This is a genomic window from Mycobacterium sp. M26 (genome assembly GCF_001494595.1).
GTDB lineage: Bacteria > Actinomycetota > Actinomycetes > Mycobacteriales > Mycobacteriaceae > Mycobacterium.
Genome location: NZ_LN929907.1, coordinates 15,439 through 35,515 on the forward strand (window position 1 = coordinate 15,439; position 20,077 = coordinate 35,515).

Below are 20,077 nucleotides of genomic sequence, written 5' to 3' on the forward strand. Positions count from 1 at the left end.
GAGCGTCGTGTCCTGGCTCAGTGGGGATCAGTCAACCGTCAGCGATCCCGTCGACCCCATCGGGGCGCAGATCATCCTCACCCTGGTGGCCATCCGCCGCGAGCTGGAGAAGACGTTCGCCTATCAGAACTCGACGGCCTCGCCGGTGCAGATCACCCAGAGCCTGACCGGCACCGTGATCGGCTCGGTGAACCTGGCCAACCGCTACGGCGACACCATGGCCTACACCGTTGCGACCGCGCCGACACAGGGCACCGTCGTGATCAACTCCAACGGGACGTTCACCTACACGCCCAACGCTGCCCTGCAGGCATCCGGGGGGTTGGACCAGTTCACGGTGACCGTGCGCGACACGGCATTCCACCTGTTCGGCGAATCCGGAACGATCACCGTGCCCGTCTCGATCGCGGTGACTCCGCCGGTTGAGGGAATTGCGAACCCGACCGGCACCGGAGCGCATTCGGTCGTGATCAGCGGTGACGGCAAGCGCGCCTTTGTGCTCAACACCGACAGAAGCATCTCGGTCCTGGACACCGACTCCACGAGTGCCACCTACAACCAGATCATCGGGACGGTCCCGGTCGAGATCTCAGTCCTCGACGCTGGAGTCGGCGGCCCGGTGTCCTTCACTCCGAAGGTGACCGCTCTGGCGACCAACTCCGCCGGCGACAAGGTGTACTTCACCAGCGACGACACCTACACCGCCAGTGGTGTAGGTGCCACACCCGTTGACGTCAAGCGTCTTTCGGTCCTGAGCATCGGAAGCGTCACCAGCCCCCAGGGCGTGGTTCTGCTCACCGCCACGGTCACCGGCTATGTCGATCTCGACGGGTCGGCCACCGGCATCGGGGTGTCGGCCGATGAAAGTCGTGTCTACGTGCTGGGTGCCGACGAAGCGACCGGACTGGGCTCGGTCGCGACGGTCGACCCCAGCCTGCTCAGCCTCACCGGCGCCAGCCTGGGAGCCGTACTCGGCACGACGCAGGTCGGCCAGGGCGGCTCAGCCATCGGCGTCGACGCCACGGGCCGGGTGTACGTCACCAACGCCGAGGACGACACCGTCTCGGTGATCAACCCGGCCACCAACAACCTCGTCACCACGATCGCCGTCGGTGGCCGGCCGTCTGCCATCGCGTTCGGCCCGGGTCCCAACGGCAACAGCAGCTACGCCTACGTCGCGAACTCCCTCAGCAACAGCGTGTCGGTCATCGACACCAACCCGGACTCACCGACGTTCAACACCGTCGTCGCCAGCATCACCGTTGGCGGGGAGCCGTCCGGCATCACCGTCAGCCCGGACGGCAAGCACGTGTACGTCGCGCAGCGCTATACCAATTCCGTGGCAGTGATCGACACCGCCACCAACACGCTGACCACCCGACTGGAGACGACGTCGGACGGTGGTCCGACCGCCGTCGTCGCTGCCGCCGACAACGCCCACGTCTACGTCACCCACCTCTACAGCAGCACGATTACGAACCTCGCGGTCACGCCGACGCTGACGCCGACTCCTACGGCCACCACACCGATCCTGGGGTCCACCAAGGGTTACAAGGTCTACAACCTCTCCAGCCAAGCGATCACCCTCACCGGGTTCGCGTCTGACGGCAAGCTGGAGCAGCCGGCTCCCGGTCCCGGGACCGTGGTCTCGCCGGGGACCTACCTCGACTTCGAGGTCGTCGTTTACGGCTTCAAGGACAACCTCGTCGAGCCGATCTTCGACGTCCCCACTGCGCCGGGTCCCATCACCGTCGTCCTCTACAACGTCAACACCACCCGGCATATCGCCCGCTGCGACACTGGTGGTAATCAGTGCGAGGCCATCCCCGGTTACAAGGTCGCCATACTCGACAAGCCCGGTTCCGTCATCACCCTGGACGCCAGCGTGAACTCTCAGGCGCAGGGCATCTCCCAGGTGCTCAATGGTCTGTGCTACGACGGTTCGCAGGCCACCTGCAACTTCACCGCGACCACTGAGCTGGCCACGTACACCAAGGCAAAGCAGTACGGCAACGCGCTGGAGAACAAGACCGACACCCCCATCACGCTCAAGACCACAGCCACCCGGACGGTGACCGAGCAGGTCCAGGACAGCGTGCAGCTCACCGTCGGCAACGTGGAGAAGGCGATCTTCGAGAAGGTGACTTTCCAGGTTCAGGTCAGGTTCCAGCACACCTGGACCGAGGCCAAGACGTTCTCCCAGGAGATCGATATGACGATTCCACCCTGGAAGAAGGAGACCATCCTGGTGGCGGCGCCGATCCTCCGCGACTACGGCGACTTCACGCTGAAGATGGGCAACACCACCTGGAACCTCAAGAACGTCTACTTCGACGAACCGGATCCCAATCGGGGTGGCACCTTCGTCGTGACACAGTCGTCGTTGGTCCCGTCGAGCGACGCCAACGGCGACGGGGTCCCGGACGTCACCCAGTAGGCACGACGTCGGGCGCGTCCTGGAGGTCGCCGGTCTCCCCGGCGAGGCTGGCGCGCCGCCCGAAGTAGATGACGTAGGCGAGGAAGGCCGCTTCGGCGGCCACCCCGATGCCGATGCGCAGGAACGTCGGCAGCGGCGACGGCGTCACCAACGCCTCGATGAGGCCCGAGATCAGCAGCACCACGGCCAGCCCCACGGCCGCGGCGACCACCGCCCGGCCCTGCTCGGCCAGCGCCTGCCCGCGCGGCCGGTCGCCGGGTGAGATCACCGTCCAGCCCAGCCGCATCCCGACCGCCGCGGCCAGGAACACCGCGGTCAGCTCCAGCAGACCGTGCGGGATCAGCAGCCCGAACAGCACATCGGACTTCCCGGCGTGCACCATCAGCCCACCCGTCACACCGAGGTTGGCCGCGTTCTGGAACAGCACCCACGGGATCGGGATGCCGAGCAGGATCGCGAACGCGATGCACTGCGCGGCCACCCACGAATTGTTCAGCCAGACCCGCAGCGCGAACGAGCCCGCCGGGTTCTCCCGGTAGTAGTTGGCGAAGTCCTGGTTGACCAGGTGGTCGATCTCCTCGGGCGTGCTCAGCGCGGATTGCACCTCGTGGCTGCCCGCCACCCAGATGCCGATGATCACCACGACGACGAAGAATGCGACCGCGGCGGCCAGCCACCACCGCCACGCGCGGTAGGCCACCACCGGGAACGACACCGTCCAGAACCGGACGAACTCGCTCCACAGCGGAGCGTGCGCACCGGTGACCGCCGAGCGCGCGCGGGCCACCAGGGTGGACAGCCGGCCGACCAGCACGGTGTCCGAAGAACCCGAGCGCACCATCGACAAATGGGTGGAAACCCGCTGGTAGAGGTCGACGAGCTCGTCCACCTCCGGACCGGTCAGCCGACGGCGGCGCTTGACCAGCTGCTCGAGCCGGTCCCAGCTGTCCTGGTGGGCCAGGACGAATGCGTCGACGTCCACCCGGACGAGACTAGTAGCGTTGGTCGGCATGATGCCGGTACCCGAGACGGTGGTGACCGGGGACGCTGTGGTCCTCGACGTCCAGATCGCTCAATTGCCGGTGCGTGCGGTCAGCGCGCTGATCGACATCTTCATCGTGATGATCGCCTACCTGATCGGGATGATGCTGTGGGTGGCCACGGTGGTCCAGTTCGACGAGGCACTGAGCGCGGCGATCATGATCATCTTCACCGTACTGGCGTTGGTGGGCTATCCGATCATCATCGAGACCGCCACCCGGGGCCGATCGATCGGCAAGATGGTCATGGGTCTGCGGGTGGTGTCCGACGACGGCGGCCCGGAACGCTTCCGCCAGGCGCTGTTTCGCGCACTGTCCGGGTTCGTGGAGATCTGGATGTTCTTCGGCGGTCCGGCCGTGATCTGCAGCCTCGCCTCCCCGAAGGGCAAACGCATCGGCGATGTGTTCGCCGGCACGGTGGTCATCAGTGAGCGCGGCCCCAAACTCGCTCCGCCACCGGTGATGCCGCCGGCCCTGGCCTGGTGGGCAGCCTCCCTCGAACTGTCCGGCCTGGGACCGGAGCAGGCTGAGCTGGCCCGTCAATTCCTTTCCCGGGCAGCGCAATTGGATCCGCCGATTCGTGACCAGATGGCCTACCGGATCGCCTCGGAGGTGGTGGCCCGTATCTCGCCGCCACCGCCGCCCGGCGCACCACCGCAGTACGTGCTGGCCGCCGTGCTCGCCGAACGGCACCGCCGCGAACTGGCACGGCTGCGACCATCGGCCGCGCCGCCCCCAGCGCCACCCACCTACGCCGCCTACCCGCCCGCTCCGGCAGCACCGCAACCCGCCCCACCGCTGCCTCCGCAGCCCGCGCCGCCGGAGCCGCCGCGCACCGATGGCTTCGTTCCCCCGAGCTGATCGATCGCGCTGGCTACGATCCGTTCCATGTCCCTTCCCGAAGTCGATCCGACCGCCCCGTCACTGGCCCGGCGATTCGGCGTCGCGGTCGTGCGCACCCGGCTGGGTAAATGGGTGCTGCGCGAAGTCTCACCCAAACTGGATCCGCCGCTATTGCGCCTCACCCGCGGCCGGCTGTCGTCGACGCTGGTGACACCCGGTCTGCTGTTGACCACGGTGGGCGCGAAGTCGGGCCGGGAGCGCGTGACGCCGCTGACGTACTTCACCGACCGCGGCCGGGTCATCATCATGGCCTCCAACTACGGCGGCGCGCGCAACCCCGGCTGGTACTACAACATCAAGGCCCATCCCGAGGTCACCGTGACCGCAGGTGGCTACCAGGGCCGCTTCGTCGCCGAGATTCCCACCGGCGCCGAACGCGACCGGCTGTGGGGCTTGGCCAAACAGTTCATCGCCTCCTACGGCGACTACGAGCTGACCGCCGGCGACCGGGAGATCCCGATCGTGGCGCTCACCCCGGCGAGCTAGGAAAAGGTCGCCACCAGGGCCACGATGTCGACGAGGATCACCGCCCAGGCGATCAGCGGTACCAGAAATCCTCGTCGGTGCCCGGCGGTGAAGAAGGACAGCACGATCGCGATCACTGCGACCGCGGGCGGGGTATAGATCAGCAGCCCGTAGACGAACCCGCTCGGTTTCGGACAGCTCGGCTCACTGCACGTCGCCGTGCTCATCACGGCACCCATGGCCAGCAGTTGCACGGCCGCGGCGCCGAGGATCGTGGACAGCGCCAGCAGCCAGTTGGTCCACAGCCGCCTGCGGTCGGTGACATTCGATGCGGTCATGAACCTCGGCTACCCGCCGGATGGCTCACCGAACCGTCTCTTCAGCCGGTACAGCGGGTCGGTGTCGTCGCGGCTGCCCCGCGGTCCGGGCCGCTCCGGCGGGACGAACGTCTCGCGACGGGTCCATTCCCGCGCCGCCCAGCGCTCGACGATGGCCCAGCGACCCGCCCGGCGCTCCATGTGGTCGATGTAGCGCACCCCACTGGTGAAGTTGGACCGCTCCTGATCGTCTCTGCCCCAATGCGTTGCAACACAGTATGTTTCGCTGATCGCGACATCGTCGCCGACGAACTCCACCTGGTGATTGCCGATGAGGTGCATCGACCCGGTGAGGTAGCGAAGGTTCTTGCCAAGCCAAGCGACGAAATCCTCGACGGTGCCGTCGAATCCGGTGTGATGGTCGACCGCGCCGGGGTGGTAGGCCTGCCGGACCAGGTCGAGGTCCAGGCGGTCGACGCCGCGGCAGTACATCGTCACCACTTCCCGGATGGCGGCGAAATCCGCCAAGCGATCCACCTCAGGCACCGTAACCTCCGTCCACGTCGAGCTTTTGGCCGGTGATGAACCCGGCTCTCGGCGAGGCCAGGAAGCACACTGCCTCGGCCACGTCAGCGGCACAGCCGAACCGCCGCAGTGGGGTGTTGCGCCGGGCCGCCTCCAGCGCGGCCTCGTCCAAATCGCCGTCCGCCATCAGGCGTTCGGCGTTGCCGTCCACGAGCATTCCGGGGCCTACACAGTTGGCGCGCACCCCGAAGCGTCCCTCCTCGGCGGCGATACCCCGGATCAACGCCTCGACGGCGGCCTTCGGCGCCACCGAGAGCCCGTCGCGTACCGCGAACCGCCGGGTTGCCGCGGTGGTCACGGCGACCAGGCTGCCCCGGGTGGCGCGCAGGTGCGGCAGCGCCGCGGCGACCAGACTGAAGAAACCGCCGGTGTCGGTGGTGATCTGGCGGCCGAACTCCTCGGAAGCGATGGTGCTCAGGTGCCGCATCGGCACATGCGGGCCGGCCGCGTAGACCACGGTGTGCAGACCGCCGGCCAGCTCGGCGACCGACCCCACCACTCGGGCGACGTCGGCGGCGTCGCTCAACTCCAGCCGGTGGTCGGTGGCGCCGACGGCCTCGGCGAGGATGTCCGCCTTGGCCTCGTTGCCGTGATAGGTGAACGCCACCCGGGAGCCGCGCGCCGCGAGGGTCCGCACGATCTCGGAGCCGATCCCGCCGGTGCCGCCGACGACAAGTGCCACCCCGGGCAGCGCACCGAAGTCATCCATGCCCGAAGGCTAGGCGCTGATCCAGTTTCCGTGGTACTGAATCCTGCGAGTTTGGCAATGTTGGTCGGTGTTGAATCGAGCAGTCACCGCAGCTCAGATACGTTGATAGCGTTGGCAGCAAACGGCCTGAATTGACACTACTGCGGACGCGCTGCGGACGGTCTTTACCTACTCCACGGTTTTGGTGATGAGTTCGTAGTGGTGCAGCCGGCCGCGGACGGTGTGGCGTTCGACGGTGCCGTCGACCCGTAGTCCGGTGGCGCTGTCGGCGGGGTCGATGACGAATGGTCCCCACCCGAGGCGCAGGGCGTCGCCGATGCCGGGCGGGATGTCCACGGTGGGGGCCAGGACGATGCGGTAGCGGCTGGACACGGCGGCATCCCGCACGACGACTTCGGTGCCGAGCGGGAACACCTCGGCGCGGACTGTCTGGTCTACGGTGTCGAACTGCTCCACGCCGAAGTCGTCGTAGACGGGCGGGTCGTAGGGCACCTGGAACTGCACGGTGACGTCGTCGTGGAGGATCACAGCGCGGTCCTGCGGTAGCGGTTGAGCACGAACGTCTCGGCGAGGGTGAAGCCTTGGAAGCCGCCACGGATTTCGAGGGAACCCACCTTGCTTTGGAGCTGTTCGGGGTTGGCGACCATGCGGGCGGAGGCGGTGGTGATGACCGCGGCCAGCTCGTCGTTGGGCTCCCCGTCTGCGAAGCCTCGGCCGCGGGTGTAGGACCGCACCATTGCGGTGATGACGGGCACCACCTCCCCGGCCAGGGCGACCAACGCGGGGTCGGTGCCCTGGCCGAGGAACGCGGCGACATCAGCGCCAGAAACGTACACCGACTAGGCCTCGGTCAGCAGGGTGACGGCTTTGGCTTGCAGCAGGGCGGTGTCCCAGCGGGATACGACGCGGATACCGATGCTGTCGTAGTCACCCCATGTCTGGTCGAGGATCTTCACCTCGGCGTTGACGTCGCGGGCCACGACGACCTTGGAGAAGTCGACCAGGGCTACGCGGTTCTTCGTCGACACTGCGGGGATGTTGTCGGTGATGATGACCGGCAGGCCCAGCAGCCGCAGCTCGGTGCCGTTCTGGATGGTGCTGGGGTCGAACAGGTAGCGGGCGTCGCTGGTGCCGACCTTGAGCTTGCGTAGCGCGGCGAATGACGCACTGGTCATCACCCAGTGGCTCGGGTTGACCTTGTTGCCCTGGGCGGTGGCCAGTCCGTCGATCAGAGAGTCGGGGTCGGTGAGGTCCAGTGTGCCGGTGGCGATGCCGCTGGCCCGCAGGATGCCCTTGATGGTGTTGGACGTACCGGCACCGTCCCAGAGGGCGGCGTCGAGGGCGTTGGCGACGTCGGTGACCAGGCGGGTGCGTAGGACGGCTTCGAGGCCGACCACACTGGTGCGGATCAGTTCGTTGGACAGTTTGACGAGAACCTTGAGGCCCTTGAGAGTGGAGGGCAGCAGGGTCACTTCGTCGAAAGCGACGTCGCCATCGGTGATCTGGGCGCCCTCGGCGACGAACCCGGCAGTGACACCGTTGGCGATGCGGGGCACCCGGACCGGGCTCGAGGAATCGAGCACGACGGGGCCGGCGGCCAGGAACGTGCTGGCCTGTTCGAGCGGCTGGACGAGCAGGTTGGCTACCTGCGACTGAATGAGGGTGGAGTTACCCGAGGTGACTTCGATGGCCACGATTGAGTCCTAACGATTGGTGTCGGATTGGGGATTTCGACACGTCGCCAGGACGTCAATCGGAGTGGGCGCCAGGCCCGGGGCACAGATATGCCACTGACATCAGTGTGACATGAAACGCGCAAATGGTCTACTAGGTGCGCTGTTTGAGCAGTCCGAGCAGTGAGAATGGCTCCGATGTCGCGCCGCGCTGGCCCTGCCCGATGTCGCCGGATGGCTTGCGGGACGCCAGATGCGGCTTCTTAGCGAGCAGATCATCGACCGCGGCGGCCAGTGCCTCGGGATCGTCGATGTGGGCCTCGTCGAACGGCAGGTCGGTCGGGTCGGCCAGTTTGCCTGTGGCCCGGACCAGTTCGGTATGTAGCCGTTGGGCCAGGGTGTCGGCCTGCTGGGCGCGCTGCCGGTAGCGTCCGTTCTCCTGCCGCAGATCCTCGACGTAGGAGCGGGGGAAGGCGTCGGGCTCGTCAGGGGTCGCATCTGAGATGTCCCCCTCGGGGGCTTCGGTCTGTTCGTCAGTGGGTTCGGTCTGGGGTTCTTCGGGGACCTCAGTGGTGGTGGTGTCGGTCATGATTGGACCTTTCGTTGTTCATTGATTCGGGTTACGGCGTCGGCCAGTTGATTGGCCAGGTCGAGGGCTTCGGCGGTGTCCATCGAGAACGTCAGGCCACCGGTGCGCATGCGGATAGGTCTCACGGACTCGTGGGTGACGATGACCATTGGGCTCACCTCTCGGGCACTAAGCCGCATTGGAATCTCCTTGTGGTGTGGTGGTTCCCGACGTCTGAATCTTGGTTATCTCGTCGTCGGGGTAGCCGAGCTTGCCCAGTGCGTACGGTGCTGGGAGGAGACCGGCCTGGTAGAGCTTCACCACGGCGTCGGCCTCCTGGGATACCGAGCGGGTGGCGGCGTCGGCCCAGTGCACCCGGATGTCGTCGATCAGGCTGGGGTCACGGCCATCTCGGACGGCGATCATCAGTCTGGCTACCTGTTCCCAGGCGCGTCCGAACGTCTGCTGGCGGGCCTCAGCGCGGGCCGTCAGCGATGCCTCAGCGGCCCGCAACGCGTCGGCGCTGGCGGGGTTGTCGGTGAACACTCCGACGTAGTGAGCGGGCAGCGTGGACACTGCCATGATCTGGCCGAGGATGACCCGGACGCTGGCCTCATACCCGGCGAGGTCGGCGGCCTGGAGCTGACCGAACTTGGCTTCGTGGTTCTCCGAGATCATCGCCCGGTGACCCTCGGGGATCGGGTTGACCTCCTTCGTCATCGGCTGGCCGTCCTCGTCGAGGACGGGGTTACCGTCGTCGTCGAGCACCGGTTCCTCGGTCAGCTCGATGCCGGTGGCCCAACGCCGAGGACGGCCAACGTATTCGGAGGTCACCATCATGTCGGCCAGGCTCTTGTTGAGGGCATCGACCAGGGGCCGTAGGTCGTCGATCTCCGATGAGCCCCACTCGCCGATGATGCGGTCGGTGTTGCGCAGGTTGACGACCGGGATCACACCGAGCGGGTTGGCGATCTCGTCAATGGTCTTGAAGCCGTTGGCCACCGCGCCCTGTTGCTCGGCGCGTAGCCGCACGATCTTGTCCCGCAGGTACATCACGGCCTCGGTGGTCTTGAGGCTCGTGTCCTCCCAGCGTTTGATCGCAGCGAAGGTTTCGCGGCTGCCCGGATCGGTCAGCACCGCCACCTGCTTGGCCGACTCGACGGTCACCTGGGGCCGGCCGAATCGGTCTGCCCACACAATGACGTAGGATTCCCCAAGCAGCAGGGCCTCACGATGGGCGACACCACTGGTCTGGTCGAGGTCGTTACGAATCCAGTCTGCCCACAGCTCGGTGCCCCCGGAGAAGCCGGTGATGCGCAGCCGCTCGGCCAGCGCCGTCACCGCCAGCCGCGGAATGTTGGAGGCCATGATGCCGAACCTGTTGCCCAGAGCCACCTTTGCCTCCGGAGACAAGAAAGCTAGCGGCTGTTTGCCGGTGTAGTAACGGTCCAGATCGGCGTAGCGGGCCAACGGTTCGTTGAGCCGCTGTAGCAGCGCCAGTAGGACATCGGATTGATTCATGATGCGAAGCTCCTCACTCGATTTCGTTTCTTCGTCGCACGCCAGGTGGCACGCGCGTGGGCTTGCAGCATCGCCGCTGCAAGGTCGATACGGGCCTTAGATCCCCGCTTGGCCTTGTCCAAGCGGACACCCTTGGCGTCCTCCCGCAGGACAGCGTTGGCGACGTGGCGGGCCAAACGCGGGTCACCGGAATGGGTCACCTCACCGGACACGACAGCCCGGAACAGCTCGGTGGTCGCGGGGGTGATCCGGGCTGGGGACCACGGGAACGCCACCACCGGGATACGTTCGGCCTCAAGGCTCTGCATCACCAGGGCGTAGCGGAACGGGTCGAACACCACCTCGGTCACCCGGTACTTGCGGCACGCCTTGCGGATCTCGTCCATCACGTCATGCAGCGGCACCGACCAGTCGTCAGCCCGCTCGGGTGGCTCCCAGTAAGCCAGGACGTCGAGGTGCGGTGTCTTGCTGACCGTGGCCACCACCAGGCCCGTGCCGTCCGAGTTGTACGAGCCGTCACACGACAACACCACCTCGGCACCCGCCGGGACCGGCTGGCCCGTCGACAGCCCATCCCACACACCCGGAGGCAGCCACGAACCGGCCGCGCTCACCCGCTGATTCAGATGGAACCTGCGGAACGCCGCTTCTCGAGTTGTGCCCAGCACCGTGGCCAAGTGCTCGGCGTCGAGGGTGTCACCAAGCATCGGATTCGCCGCAGCCCACGCGGTGCGGTCGGTCAGCTCGCAGCCAATCGGCGCGGTGTACTCCCGGAACGCAAACGACCGATCACCACCGAACCGGCCGTGCTCCACCAACCGGCTCATCAGATTGTCGGGATCGTCCGGCCCCTCGGTCGACAGGCCCAGTGTCAGCGGGCGGGCACGAGTGCCACCAGCCAACGCCAGCGCGTCCCAGGTGTCGGCATCGGTGACGTGGACCTCGTCGATCAGGCTGCAACTCGGGTTGCGGCCCTGGAGATTCTTCGCGTTCGCCGGCAGCGGTTCCAGCACCGAATCCGTCTCGGGCACATACAACCTGTCCTGGAAGATCTGCGTGACCCCGGTCAGCCGCTCATCGAGTTCGACCATGCGGCGGGCCACCTTGAAGATGACTTCCGCGGTCCGCTGATCCGAGCTGGCCAACAGCACCTCGGCAGATTCCTCGTCGTCGGCATACAAGTGGTACAGCGCGATCCCCGCACCGAGCAGACTCTTGCCGTTCTTGCGGGCCACCGACAACAAACCCTGACGGGGCCTCGGAGTCTGGTCGTAGACATCGCCCAGGAAGTCCCGCTGCCACTGCCGCAACCGGATCAGCTCACCCGCCGGGTTGCCCTTGCCACCCTTGACCACCCGGCAGTACGTCTCGATGAACGCCGCCACCCGCTCTGAACCACCCTCAGGCAGCTCGTCCAGGGGCAACGGCGCACCCTTCGGCGCAGCTTTAGGCCCCGCGCGCACGTGCACCTCCCCGCGGTGTGTAACTGGGAGTTTGGCTGGGCGGTCCGAGCAGGGCGTTTGCTCGGGGCGTCCCCCCACCTGTTGACCTGCGGATACTGGTGTGCTGCAACGGTTCTGGGCGTGCTTGTCCTCGGGCGACATTGCAGGGGCCGCACACCACGTCGATGTCCTTGAGCCGGATGGCCTTGCCCGCTGCTCGACGTGCCCACGCCTCGGGGCTGTGGTCTGCCTGCAGGTTCTCGGTGGCACCGCAGTCGGAGCAGAAGGGCTGCAACCGGCGGGCGCGTTGGCTGAGCCGCTCCCATTGGCTGTCGTACCCGCGGCAGCCGGTGCACCTGGTCGAGGCTGTCGGCACACCACAGTCGAGGCAGGGACGGGTCACGGTTCGACACCGTTGAATGCGTTGATCATCACTGGTCTTGGACCTCCTCGATGGCGAAGGTGGTGGTGCACCGGTTGAGCCAGTCGAGACCAGCTGCAGAGGACAGCTCGGGCATCAGGTGTTCATAGAGGTCGAGGAGGCCGAGGAGTAGTTGGGTGGATCTACCGGCGTTGCAGGCACTCTGCATGGCTTGGTTGATGCCGTTGGTGTCGTTGCGTCCGTGACTGTCGAGTAGTGATGCGGCTCGGCCGACGTCGGCGGCGGTGGGCTCGTCGACGAGTCCTGAGTGGTCGGCTAGTTCTTGGACGTGGCGGCCTATGAGGTCGATGCCGTTGGGGGTGCGCAGCTCGGTCAGGGGGTTGCGGTGTAGGTCGAGGATGGCCAAGACCAGTTCGGTGGTTCGGTGGTTCTCGTTGGCTTCGTGGGCGATTGTGAGCAGTCCCTCGGTGTTGCCTCGGCGGTGGTGGATGGTGATCGCGGAGGCGCGTCGGGCGTCGGCTGCTGTGGGGGTGTCGGCATAGTTGTCGGTCATGGTGTTCTCCTTGGATTGGGTCCAATAGTCGGTGGGCGGGAAGATGACGCGGCGGGTGCTCATGCCGTCTGCTCTTGTTTGCTGGTGCAGGCCAGGTGTGCATCACCTTGGCCGGCGGTTACGGCCTTGCCGCAGACGTAGCAGCGGGGTACTTCTTGGCCCCGGAAGCGGATCGTGCGCCGCCCTCCGAGGTGATGACGGCGCACGGTCAGCGGTGTGGGCACTGTCCGTTCCACAGTCGGGCCAGACGCGCACGGCGTGGCCCCACTGGTGGATTCGTCAGTGGGGCCACCAGTGGGGCCATCCTGTTCCCGCTGGTCGCGGCCAGTTGGGCCAGTCGGGCCAGTTGGGCCACGAGACGGGGTGGCCTGACTGGTGTTGGCCCCACTGCGCAGGCTCCACGTCGAGGTCCGCGGAAAGCCTGACGACTCGTCGATAACACCGAGTGCCTTCTTGGCACGTTTGAGGGTCCGCTCGCTGATCTTCTCCTTGGCCGCCTCGGCCTTGACGACCTTTGACGGCGTTGCTCCGTTCTCGGTGAGGTAGTCCTGTAGCCAGTGCTCGGCGGCTGTGCGTTCGCCGGGATCGTCGTCGCTGTCACCGCTGAGAAGGTCTCGGGCGTCCAAGCTGGTATCGCCGAGCCATTCGACAGACCCGATCTCGGTGGGGCCGTCGTCGGTGTGCACGGTGGTCGAGACGATGCGGAACTCCACCGAACGGTCCGTGCCGACGTAGTTCGCTTTGGTGTTGGTCAGGACGCGGGTGCCGGTGTCGGGATCTTCGGCGATGGACAGGACGCAGCGGGCGACTTGAGACCACGCTACTGAGCCGAGCATGAGTTGCCCGGAATCGGCACCGACCCGCTTGCCGAAATGGGCCAGGCCGATGATCGTGACCTTGCAGCGGTCGGCCAGCGCCGCGATCGGTTCGAGGTACTGCCGGACGGCGATGTCGTCGTTACCGGAGAACCCTGGCGGGACGACGGCCTTGGCGGGGTCGAGGAAGATCATGGTGACGTTGTGCTCGCGGATGACCTGTTCGATGCGGTGGAGGTCGAGCGGGAACACCAGCGCGCCGGTGCCGAGGTCGGTCTGGACGTCGACGAAGATGACGCGGTCCATGTTGGCCCCGTTTGCGATGAGCCTGGGCACGATGGCGGCCTCGCGGGATTCCTCGGTGCCGATCCACAACACGGTGCCGCCGTTGCGGGTCTCGCGGGCGGCCCACGATGAAGCGACAGTGCTCTTGCCCTTGCCTTCGCGGGCAGCCAGCAAGTTGATGGCGTACTGCAGGATTAGGCCCAGCTCCCACCACACCAGCCGTTTGGCTTTGACCTGGGAACCGGGCGTGACTACCAGTCGTCGTGTCGAGCTGCCCGGCTCCTGGGGGCCGGGGTCGTCGGGGTGTTGATCTGTCACGCGATCTCCTTGCGGCGTGCGATGTATGAGCTACCTCGGGGTCGGGTGCGCCAGTTGGGGCTGGCGGATACCGCGCGGGACGCCTCGGCCATCGCCTCCTGGGCGATCTCCACCCGCAAGACGTGGTGCTCACCTGCGACGGCGACCGCCAACAACTTGCGCGGATCACCGTCTCCCAGTTCGCACCACGCGGGTGTGCCAGCAGCCGGGATCGGCCCGCAATTGGCCTGATGGACAAGGGCAGTGATGAAATCATGGACAGGCCACCAGGACACCTGTCGAGACGCGGGAGAGCCCGCCCCGGCTAAGGGGCGGACCTCCGTCTTCGCTTCCGTCATGCTTCAACACCGAACAGGGCTACTGCGGCTCGCAGTACGTCGGCAAGTTCGAGTGCTTCTGCCGGGGTCAAGTTGGCTGTGGTGGGTTTATTCCACTCTCCACTGGTCATGTCGGCGTCGCTGTAGGAGATTCCGATGAGCGGTTCACCGTCGTCGAAGCATTTCGCCGACACGTACATTCCGGCGCTGTACCAGTAGTCGCCATCGGCCTTGCCGGTCTGGTGGCTGAAGGTGACGTATGCCGCCGTTGACTTGTAGCACGTGACGAGCATCGAACGCCCAACCGCGTCCTTATCCGGATCTGCCCAGATCGGTCGGGGAATCGTCATGATGGTTGAGGCGTCACCGCCGTGGTACAGCGTGCCGTCGCCGTTGGCCTTTTCGCAGAGCCGTTCCCAGGCATCCAACTCGGGTGCTCGGGGGTCGAGATCTACCGGTTCAAGATCGACCGCCGGCTCAGAGCTAGCCAGGGCACTGTTGATCTTCTTCTTCGGTGCAGCCATGATGGTGTTACCTGCTTTCTTCATGGGTGTTGGAGTGGGTGTTCTTCCGAAGGGCGTCGGCGGCAACCGGCGCCTTTCGCGTTATCAGGATCTCGGTGTGGTCCGAGTCTGGGATCAAACCGAGGTCGGCCTGATCGGCTTGGGCTAGATGGCTAACCGGTGCGGGCGCTGTCGCCTGTTGTGGAACCACCGGGTGTCTTCGCTCTGGGCTAGGCCGCATCGCCACCGCCGCGCTTCGTGGCCTTCTCCTGCTCGGCCAACCACCGCTCGATCTCCGATCGCCGGTACACCACACGGCCGCGCGGGCCGAGAGTGAATGACGCCGGTCCTTGGTTCGTGCTGCGCCAGAACCTCAAGGTTCCGGCGTTGATCCCGTACTGCTCCTGCACCTGGTTGGTGTGCAGCAGCTCGTCAGCTGTCATTACAAACTCCCTCTACTGGTCACTGCTCTCATGCAGTGACACTGCAACAAGACAGTATCTCCAAACCGAGGCTGCTGCAACCAACGCTGTACGCTGCAGTCATGCAGAACGAGGCGGCACCGGCCGACACCGAGCTCTGGGCGATCGCTGCAGACAGATTCGGCAAGCGCGTCAAAACACAACGCGAGGGCGCTGGATGGTCTCAGCGCGAACTATCGGAGAAGCTGGCTGAACTAGGAGTCAAGCTAGATACATCGGCAATAACGCGAATAGAAAATGGCAGTCGAGACCCCCGGCTTCGGGAAGCGACCGCGATCGCACATGCTCTAGGCGTTTCACTAAAGGAGTTGCTGAATTTCGACGATAATCCGTTGGGCGCCCTTTACTCGGCGTGTACTGACCTTGAGAACGCCACTTCCCGGCTGCGCGATGCGCTAGGAACAGCCGCCGATTCCGTCGACCACCTTCAGTCGGTTCTCATACGATCCGACGTTCGCAAGGCGGTCGCTGGACAGTATTCCAGAGTAGACATCGACTATGTAATCGATCTGTGCACCAACGCAATTGATCAGATCGAGGAATACGATTTCACACGCTTAATGCGAATGATTTCTAAGGAAGTCCGAGACATCGACGACCCATACATTCACGTCGGAGGTGACGATGCCTCAGATTCGTAATCGCCGCGCTGGTGTCGAGGACCGTTGGACGAAGACGGTCCGGATGCCCGACAGCACGACCGCCACCGTCCCATCGAAGCTCGACGGCAAGGGATTGCGCTGGCGGGCAAGGTATGTCGATGAGGACGGCCGCGAGCACGCCAAGGGGTTCCGCACCAAGACCGAAGCAACATCATGGCTCAACGGCATCGTGGCGGCACAGGAGACAGGCTCGTACATTGACCCCGCGTTAGGCAAGGTGACGTTCTCCAGCTTCTACAAGGACTGGGCACCACGACAGGTGTGGGAGACGAGTACCCGGCACGTCATGGACCAGATGTCTCGGTCCGTGACGTTCGCCAGCGTGCCCTTCGCGGACCTGCGGCCGTCCCACGTCGAGGCGTGGGTGAAGTCGATGCAGGACGCCGACCTGGAGCCGTCGACCATCAAGACGAGGTTCACGAACGCACGGACGGTGTTGCGGGCGGCGCTGCGAGATCGCCTGATGGCCCGCGATGTCACGGACAAGGTGCGGCTGCCGAGGCAGCGGAAAGCTGCTGCGGCCATGCAGATTCCGGCGGTGTCCGAGGTCGGCGCAATGCTCAAGACAGAGCAGTGGATCGGGGTGTTCATTGCGGTGTGCGCGTTCGCGGGACTGCGCCGCGGGGAAGCGTCCGCGCTCCAGGTCGGTGATATCGACTTCCTTCGGCGGGAGCTGCACGTCCGCCGCCAGGTTCAGTGGACCGACGATGGCCAGATGGAGTTGCGGCCGCCCAAGTACGGGTCCGAACGCACGGTGTACATCCCGGAGCGCCTGACCCAACTGCTGTCGGAGCACGTGGCACGGCGCCGCCCCGGAGACGATCCGTCGCGGTGGGTGTTTCCGGGCCGCCTCAACGACGCGTTACCAGTACACGCGGCGACAGTGGGGCGGGCGTGGCGCGCTGCCCGCGGTGACATGACCTACCGGCTGCACGAGCTGCGCCACTTCTTCGCCTCCGGTCTCATCGCGGCCGGCTGCGACGTTGTGACGGTTCAGCGGGCGCTCGGGCACATGTCGGCGACCGAGACCCTCAAGACCTATGCACACCTCTGGCCCGATGCCGACGACCGCACCCGAAAGGCTGCCGCCGACCTTCTCGACCAGGCGCTGGGCGCCACTGCGGACGCACTGCGGACGGAGGCTCCCAAAACCGCCTCTGACTAGGCCTCTATCCAGTTTCCGTGGAAGCCGTACGGGACTCGACGCGGCAACCGGATGCGGGCCACCGGGTCGGCGGCGAAGTCGGCGGCGTCCAGGATCACCAGGTCGCTACCGTCACGGGCCGGGTCGTAGACGTAGCCGAGGTACCAGCCGTTGGTCTCGTCAGCCGGACCCGAGGACGACGGCACGAACACCGCCTCGCCGGGACCGCCGGGTGAGGACGCCGTCCCGAAGGCGTGCTCGACGGCGTCGCCGGTCTCGAGGTCGTAGCGGACCAGCTTCGCGTCGCCCACCGACACCGCGTAGCGGGCGGGCAAGCCCGCCAGCCGGTCGTCGATCCGCGGGAACTCCACCGCCCGGTCGTCGAGCTGGCGCTCCGTCACGGTGCCGGACTTGAGGTCGATGGTCCAGCTCCACAGCACGGCACTGGCCTCGAACCCGCCGTTCTCCCGCCACAGCTCCGGGTACCGGACCGCTTGCAGCACAATCGAATCCCCGGATTCGTAGGCGTTGGCGACGTGGAACACGTAGCACGGGTCGATCTCGAACCAGCGGATCTCGGCGAACGGGTCGTCGCGGCGCAGCACACCGAAGCGGGCGCCGTAGTTGTCGTCCCACCGGTAGGGCATGTCGCCGGTGCCCTGAATGGCGATGTCGAGATTGAACACGATCGGCAGGTCCATGAAGATCACGTGCCCAGAGGTCATCGCGAAGTCGTGCATCATGGTCAGCGCCCCGACCTCCACGGGCCGGTTGATGGTCAGCTCACCGTTGGCATCAGCGCGGTGATAGGTGACGTGCGGCTCGAAGATGTTGCCGTAGCCGAAGAAGTGCAGTTCCCCGGTGGTCGGGCAGATCTTCGGGTGCGCGGTCATCGCATCGTTGAGCTTGCCGTCGAAGTCGTAGCAGCCGACCGTCTCGAGTTCGTTGGTGATCTCGTAGGGCAGCGACGACTCGACGAGCGCCAGCGTCTTGCCGGCGTGGTTGATGACGTGGGTGTTGGCCACCGACGCATTCAGGCTGCGGGTGCCGTCCTCGTTGTAGAGCGGGAACGGGTCGGTGAAGCTGTCGGTACGGATCCAGCGGTTGCGGTACCACTTGGCTGCGCCGCCTTCGATGCGCACGCCGTGGATCATCCCGTCGCCGGTGAACCAGTGCCCGGTGGGCTGACGCGGGTTGGGGCCGTTGCGCAGGTACCAGCCGTCGAGCTCGGGCGGGATGGCGCCCTCGACAACAAGGGCTTCGTCGGTGAGCTCGTCGGGCACCGGCGCGTAGTTGCCGCGTTCGAAGAACTGTCCTTCGGTGGGCAGATTGGCGGAGTCCGTTGTGACGTCGGTCATGCCGTCCACTTTGACAGTCCAAGAATGACATGTCAATAGTGAACGGTTATCCGAATTCGGTACAGCTTGATTGCTACCCGAGCAGCGGCGGCATCCGCTGGGTAGGTTTCGATCATGCCGTCTGACGGGGGAGGCGACCCGGCTGACGCTGTGGGCTGGACTCGGTTCTACTTCGCCGACGAACGGTGGGAGTGGTCCCCCGCGGTGGCGCGGCTGCACGGCTACCAGCCGGACACCGTCACCCCGACCACCGAGCTGGTGATGTCGCACAAGCACCCCGACGACGTCGACATGGTGCGTGGCGTGTTGGCGGCGGTTCGCCATTCCCACCAGCCCTGGAGCAGCAGGCACCGCATCGTCGACACCCGCGGGGAGGTCCACGAAGTTGTCGTGGTCGGCTCCCATCTCCGCGACGAGACGGGCACGATCGTCGGCAGCGAGGGCCACTACGTCGACGTCACCCCGGTCCAGCGCAGCGCCGACGAACATATCGCGGCCGCCGTCGCCGAGGTGGCCACCAACCGGGCCATGATCGAGCAGGCCAAAGGCATGCTGATGCTGATCTACCGGGTGGACGCCGAGCGTGCCTTCGAGATCCTGCGCTGGCGGTCGGGCACCACCAACACCAAGCTGCGGCTGCTGGCCGAGCAGATCCTGATCGACGTCCGCGCCCTGGAGTACGGGGAGCGCTTGCCGTCCCGGTCGGTCTACGACCATGTGCTGCTGACCGCACACACCCGGGTGGCCCGCAGCGGCTAGACACGCTCGGCGCGCGCATCCATGCCGGTGCGACGAAGATGTTCGGATGCCCGATCGTCGGCACTCCGCGCTGCTGTTCCGGCTCGCGGTGCGCCCGGTCGGCTGCTCGCAGCAGGACATTCTCGACGAACTGCGCCGGGTCATCCTCGACGGCGCTCTGCCGCCCGGGACCGCGGTGCCCGTCGGGGAGGTTGCCGACGCGTTTGGGGTCAGCCACATCCCGGTCCGGGAGGCACTGAAAACCCTGACCGGCGAAGGACTGATCCAGCACCGGCGTAACTTCGGCTACTCCGTGGCCCAGTTGACGGCCAGCGAGCTGGCCGAGATGTACATCGTGCGTCAGACGTTGGAGTCCGCGGCGCTCTCGGCCGCCGTCGAGCGTGCCGGCGACGCCGACCGCCGGGAACTGCTGGATATCAACATGCAGCTGGAAACCGCTCTGGCAGAGGGTGATCCGCAGACCTACCACCGGCAGAGCCGACACTTCCACCTCGGCCTGGCCCGGCCGTCGCAGATGCTGCGGCTACTACACATGCTCGAATACGCCTGGAACATCACCGAACCCGTACAACTGATGGTGCACGTCGAGCAGTCCCAGCGCGCTCTGCTGCACCAGGATCATCGGATCATGCTCGAGGCGTTCCTGGACCGCGATGTCGAGCAACTACTGTCCACCAGCGCGTTACATCACCAGCGGCTCAACGCCGTGGTGTCCACCCTGCCCGCGCACAGCGGGTTGGTGGCCGACGAGCCGTAGGCCGCAAAATATAGCTTTCCTGCAACGGCCCGGCAATATGGCGCCGATACGGTTCCGGCATCGTCCTGTTGATTGATCCGAC

Annotated in this window: 24 protein-coding genes; 7 read left to right on the forward strand and 17 right to left on the reverse strand. The window is 65.9% G+C overall.

Annotation, left to right across the window (positions count from 1 at the left end; all coding sequences use genetic code 11):
• The first annotated feature begins 7 nt into the window (after window positions 1-7).
• On the forward strand, window positions 8-2,437 hold the full coding sequence (locus tag BN3385_RS00140) for a beta-propeller fold lactonase family protein (RefSeq protein ID WP_156432464.1): 2,430 nt from the start codon (window positions 8-10) through the stop codon (window positions 2,435-2,437).
• Here BN3385_RS00140 and BN3385_RS00145 read toward each other — a convergent pair.
• Window positions 2,427-3,419: a stage II sporulation protein M gene (locus BN3385_RS00145; RefSeq protein WP_059013952.1), complete on the reverse strand. Its 993-nt coding sequence runs from the start codon at window positions 3,417-3,419 to the stop codon at window positions 2,427-2,429. The genes BN3385_RS00140 and BN3385_RS00145 overlap by 11 nt on opposite strands.
• Before the next feature lie 28 nt (window positions 3,420-3,447).
• On the opposite strand from BN3385_RS00145, the gene BN3385_RS00150 reads away from it, so the two are divergent.
• Both BN3385_RS00150 and BN3385_RS00155 read left to right on the forward strand, forming a co-directional pair.
• The gene (locus BN3385_RS00150) at window positions 3,448-4,338 is read left to right on the forward strand and encodes an RDD family protein (protein WP_059013954.1); all 891 of its coding nucleotides are present in this window, start codon (window positions 3,448-3,450) and stop codon (window positions 4,336-4,338) included.
• Between the two features lie 27 nt (window positions 4,339-4,365).
• A complete protein-coding gene (locus BN3385_RS00155; protein WP_059013956.1) occupies window positions 4,366-4,866 on the forward strand; it encodes a nitroreductase family deazaflavin-dependent oxidoreductase in 501 nt (166 codons plus the stop codon).
• Here the strand turns inward: BN3385_RS00155 and BN3385_RS00160 are convergent.
• From BN3385_RS00160 to BN3385_RS00225, 15 genes are all read right to left on the reverse strand, one after another.
• Window positions 4,863-5,183: a hypothetical protein gene (locus BN3385_RS00160; RefSeq protein ID WP_059013958.1), complete on the reverse strand. Its 321-nt coding sequence runs from the start codon at window positions 5,181-5,183 to the stop codon at window positions 4,863-4,865. The genes BN3385_RS00155 and BN3385_RS00160 overlap by 4 nt on opposite strands.
• Before the next feature lie 9 nt (window positions 5,184-5,192).
• Window positions 5,193-5,699: a nuclear transport factor 2 family protein gene (locus tag BN3385_RS00165; RefSeq protein WP_059013960.1), complete on the reverse strand. Its 507-nt coding sequence runs from the start codon at window positions 5,697-5,699 to the stop codon at window positions 5,193-5,195.
• A gap of 1 nt (window position 5,700) precedes the next feature.
• Window positions 5,701-6,456: an SDR family NAD(P)-dependent oxidoreductase gene (locus BN3385_RS00170; RefSeq protein WP_059013961.1), complete on the reverse strand. Its 756-nt coding sequence runs from the start codon at window positions 6,454-6,456 to the stop codon at window positions 5,701-5,703.
• Between the two features lie 168 nt (window positions 6,457-6,624).
• The gene (locus tag BN3385_RS00175) at window positions 6,625-6,984 is read right to left on the reverse strand and encodes a hypothetical protein (RefSeq protein ID WP_059013964.1); all 360 of its coding nucleotides are present in this window, start codon (window positions 6,982-6,984) and stop codon (window positions 6,625-6,627) included.
• Window positions 6,981-7,292, reverse strand: a complete 312-nt coding sequence (locus BN3385_RS00180) for a hypothetical protein (RefSeq protein WP_059013966.1) — start codon at window positions 7,290-7,292, stop codon at window positions 6,981-6,983. The genes BN3385_RS00175 and BN3385_RS00180 overlap by 4 nt, the downstream gene beginning before the upstream one ends.
• 3 nt (window positions 7,293-7,295) lie before the next feature.
• Window positions 7,296-8,150 carry a phage major capsid protein gene (locus BN3385_RS00185; RefSeq protein WP_059013968.1) on the reverse strand — a complete coding sequence of 285 codons (855 nt, stop codon included), beginning with the start codon at window positions 8,148-8,150 and terminating at the stop codon, window positions 7,296-7,298.
• A gap of 133 nt (window positions 8,151-8,283) precedes the next feature.
• Entirely contained in the window at window positions 8,284-8,718 is a 435-nt protein-coding gene (locus tag BN3385_RS00190; protein ID WP_059013970.1) for a hypothetical protein, read from the reverse strand.
• Window positions 8,715-8,867, reverse strand: coding sequence for a hypothetical protein (locus BN3385_RS27930; protein ID WP_156432465.1), 153 nt, complete (start codon window positions 8,865-8,867; stop codon window positions 8,715-8,717). The genes BN3385_RS00190 and BN3385_RS27930 overlap by 4 nt, the downstream gene beginning before the upstream one ends.
• A 19-nt stretch (window positions 8,868-8,886) precedes the next feature.
• Window positions 8,887-10,218, reverse strand: a complete 1,332-nt coding sequence (locus BN3385_RS00195) for a phage portal protein (protein ID WP_059013973.1) — start codon at window positions 10,216-10,218, stop codon at window positions 8,887-8,889.
• On the reverse strand, window positions 10,215-11,642 hold the full coding sequence (locus BN3385_RS00200) for a terminase large subunit domain-containing protein (protein ID WP_059013975.1): 1,428 nt from the start codon (window positions 11,640-11,642) through the stop codon (window positions 10,215-10,217). Before BN3385_RS00200 ends, BN3385_RS00195 begins: the two co-directional genes overlap by 4 nt.
• 449 nt (window positions 11,643-12,091) lie before the next feature.
• A complete protein-coding gene (locus tag BN3385_RS00205) occupies window positions 12,092-12,658 on the reverse strand; it encodes a hypothetical protein (RefSeq protein WP_059013976.1) in 567 nt (188 codons plus the stop codon).
• Window positions 12,655-14,013, reverse strand: a complete 1,359-nt coding sequence (locus BN3385_RS00210) for an AAA family ATPase (protein ID WP_059013978.1) — start codon at window positions 14,011-14,013, stop codon at window positions 12,655-12,657. The genes BN3385_RS00205 and BN3385_RS00210 overlap by 4 nt, the downstream gene beginning before the upstream one ends.
• A complete protein-coding gene (locus BN3385_RS00215) occupies window positions 14,010-14,351 on the reverse strand; it encodes a DUF2742 domain-containing protein (protein WP_082690206.1) in 342 nt (113 codons plus the stop codon). The genes BN3385_RS00210 and BN3385_RS00215 overlap by 4 nt, the downstream gene beginning before the upstream one ends.
• Complete coding sequence (locus BN3385_RS00220) at window positions 14,348-14,878, reverse strand: hypothetical protein (RefSeq protein WP_059013980.1); 531 nt, start codon at window positions 14,876-14,878, stop codon at window positions 14,348-14,350. The genes BN3385_RS00215 and BN3385_RS00220 overlap by 4 nt, the downstream gene beginning before the upstream one ends.
• Before the next feature lie 185 nt (window positions 14,879-15,063).
• Window positions 15,064-15,276, reverse strand: a complete 213-nt coding sequence (locus tag BN3385_RS00225; protein WP_059013982.1) for a helix-turn-helix transcriptional regulator — start codon at window positions 15,274-15,276, stop codon at window positions 15,064-15,066.
• A 101-nt stretch (window positions 15,277-15,377) separates the two neighbouring features.
• Here BN3385_RS00225 and BN3385_RS27390 point away from each other — a divergent pair, with 101 nt between their 5' ends.
• Window positions 15,378-15,956: a helix-turn-helix domain-containing protein gene (locus BN3385_RS27390; RefSeq protein WP_082690207.1), complete on the forward strand. Its 579-nt coding sequence runs from the start codon at window positions 15,378-15,380 to the stop codon at window positions 15,954-15,956.
• A 43-nt stretch (window positions 15,957-15,999) separates the two neighbouring features.
• Entirely contained in the window at window positions 16,000-17,142 is a 1,143-nt protein-coding gene (locus BN3385_RS00235) for a tyrosine-type recombinase/integrase (RefSeq protein ID WP_082690208.1), read from the forward strand.
• Here BN3385_RS00235 and BN3385_RS00240 read toward each other — a convergent pair.
• Entirely contained in the window at window positions 17,139-18,479 is a 1,341-nt protein-coding gene (locus tag BN3385_RS00240; protein ID WP_059016241.1) for a carotenoid oxygenase family protein, read from the reverse strand. The genes BN3385_RS00235 and BN3385_RS00240 overlap by 4 nt on opposite strands.
• A 114-nt stretch (window positions 18,480-18,593) precedes the next feature.
• On the opposite strand from BN3385_RS00240, the gene BN3385_RS00245 reads away from it, so the two are divergent.
• On the forward strand, window positions 18,594-19,238 hold the full coding sequence (locus BN3385_RS00245; protein WP_059013987.1) for a PAS and ANTAR domain-containing protein: 645 nt from the start codon (window positions 18,594-18,596) through the stop codon (window positions 19,236-19,238).
• Between the two features lie 46 nt (window positions 19,239-19,284).
• Window positions 19,285-19,995: a GntR family transcriptional regulator gene (locus BN3385_RS00250; protein ID WP_059013989.1), complete on the forward strand. Its 711-nt coding sequence runs from the start codon at window positions 19,285-19,287 to the stop codon at window positions 19,993-19,995.
• Window positions 19,996-20,077: the final 82 nt, after the last annotated feature.

What these genes read in the sequence shown, in the direction of transcription:
- BN3385_RS00150 (WP_059013954.1), top strand. Translation starts at nt 3,448, where the DNA reads ATGATGCCGGTACCCGAGACGGTGGTGACCGGGGACGCTGTGGTCCTC.
- BN3385_RS00155 (WP_059013956.1), top strand. Translation starts at nt 4,366, where the DNA reads ATGTCCCTTCCCGAAGTCGATCCGACCGCCCCGTCACTGGCCCGGCGA.
- BN3385_RS00160 (WP_059013958.1), bottom strand. Translation starts at nt 5,183, where the DNA reads ATGACCGCATCGAATGTCACCGACCGCAGGCGGCTGTGGACCAACTGG.
- BN3385_RS00170 (WP_059013961.1), bottom strand. Translation starts at nt 6,456, where the DNA reads ATGGATGACTTCGGTGCGCTGCCCGGGGTGGCACTTGTCGTCGGCGGC.
- BN3385_RS00190 (WP_059013970.1), bottom strand. Translation starts at nt 8,718, where the DNA reads ATGACCGACACCACCACCACTGAGGTCCCCGAAGAACCCCAGACCGAA.
- BN3385_RS27930 (WP_156432465.1), bottom strand. Translation starts at nt 8,867, where the DNA reads ATGGTCATCGTCACCCACGAGTCCGTGAGACCTATCCGCATGCGCACC.
- BN3385_RS00195 (WP_059013973.1), bottom strand. Translation starts at nt 10,218, where the DNA reads ATGAATCAATCCGATGTCCTACTGGCGCTGCTACAGCGGCTCAACGAA.
- BN3385_RS00205 (WP_059013976.1), bottom strand. Translation starts at nt 12,658, where the DNA reads ATGAGCACCCGCCGCGTCATCTTCCCGCCCACCGACTATTGGACCCAA.
- BN3385_RS00215 (WP_082690206.1), bottom strand. Translation starts at nt 14,351, where the DNA reads ATGACGGAAGCGAAGACGGAGGTCCGCCCCTTAGCCGGGGCGGGCTCT.
- BN3385_RS00220 (WP_059013980.1), bottom strand. Translation starts at nt 14,878, where the DNA reads ATGAAGAAAGCAGGTAACACCATCATGGCTGCACCGAAGAAGAAGATC.
- BN3385_RS00225 (WP_059013982.1), bottom strand. Translation starts at nt 15,276, where the DNA reads ATGACAGCTGACGAGCTGCTGCACACCAACCAGGTGCAGGAGCAGTAC.
- BN3385_RS27390 (WP_082690207.1), top strand. Translation starts at nt 15,378, where the DNA reads ATGCAGAACGAGGCGGCACCGGCCGACACCGAGCTCTGGGCGATCGCT.
- BN3385_RS00235 (WP_082690208.1), top strand. Translation starts at nt 16,000, where the DNA reads ATGCCCGACAGCACGACCGCCACCGTCCCATCGAAGCTCGACGGCAAG.
- BN3385_RS00240 (WP_059016241.1), bottom strand. Translation starts at nt 18,479, where the DNA reads ATGACCGACGTCACAACGGACTCCGCCAATCTGCCCACCGAAGGACAG.
- BN3385_RS00245 (WP_059013987.1), top strand. Translation starts at nt 18,594, where the DNA reads ATGCCGTCTGACGGGGGAGGCGACCCGGCTGACGCTGTGGGCTGGACT.
- BN3385_RS00250 (WP_059013989.1), top strand. Translation starts at nt 19,285, where the DNA reads ATGCCCGATCGTCGGCACTCCGCGCTGCTGTTCCGGCTCGCGGTGCGC.